This is a genomic window from Brevundimonas sp., assembly GCF_046293315.1.
Taxonomy (GTDB): domain Bacteria; phylum Pseudomonadota; class Alphaproteobacteria; order Caulobacterales; family Caulobacteraceae; genus Brevundimonas.
In genome coordinates, this window is record NZ_JBKBPF010000028.1 from 1 (window position 1) to 880 (window position 880).

The following is an 880-nucleotide window of genomic DNA, read 5'->3' on the forward strand; positions in this document are numbered from 1 at the left end:
GCATGTGACGAAAGATTAAGGGCTCATAGCCGATGTGAGGATGGCGCCGCATCATCCGCCCTCCTACCTTTGCGGTCCGTCGCGCCTGAGACCCGCCGCATGAGCCACGTCACTGCCACCCTGCCCGATGAGACCCGCTCGTTTTCGGACGTGCTGGAGGGGTTGGGGCATGGCGATGATCCCAAGCTGTCGCTGCGAGAGATGATCGAAGGCTTTGGCGAGCGCGGCTTTGGCGCGGCCATCCTGATGCTGGCCCTGATGGCGCTGTTTCCATGGCCGCCAGGGGGCAAGGCGGTATTTTCCGTGCCGATCATCCTGATCGCGGCCGAACTGGCGCTGCAAAAGGACAGGGTCTGGCTGCCGCGCTGGCTGCTGCGGCTGTCGTTCAGCCGGGCGACCTATCGGACCGCCAGTGAGAAGATCCTGCCGCGCCTGCGCCAGGTGGAGCGGCTGACCCGTCCGCGCTGGCCGGCGCTGACCGGCGAAGTCGCCGATGTGGTGGTGGGTGCGATCTGCATCCTGCTGGCGCTGATGATGGCCCTGCCGGTGCCGTTCGGCGACGCCCTGCCCGGCCTGACGCTGGCGGTGTTTGGCCTGGCCATCATCCAGCGCGACGGCTTTGCGGTGATCGCGGGGCTGATCGGGACGGTCGTCTGCGCGGTCTATCTGACGTTGATCTGGGCCACCGTCGTGGCCATCGTCAGCAGCACGGCCGACTGGTTCGCCAACCTGTTCTGATCGCCTGCGCTCAAGCAGCCCGAAGGGCGATAGCGCACTTGCAAAGCGCTCAAGCAGCCGACAGGCGATAGCGCCTCCTACGACGCGCTCAAGTAGCCCGAAGGGCGATAGCGCCCTTTCAAAAATGAAAGCGCCGCCGGGC

General features: G+C 65.9%; 1 protein-coding gene. It reads left to right on the forward strand.

Annotated features, from left to right (window positions below; translation table 11 throughout):
* Nucleotides 1-99 precede the first annotated feature (99 nt).
* On the forward strand, nt 100-738 hold the full coding sequence (locus tag ACK4SE_RS13835; RefSeq protein WP_409693868.1) for an exopolysaccharide biosynthesis protein: 639 nt from the start codon (nt 100-102) through the stop codon (nt 736-738).
* The last annotated feature ends 142 nt before the right edge of the window (nt 739-880 follow it).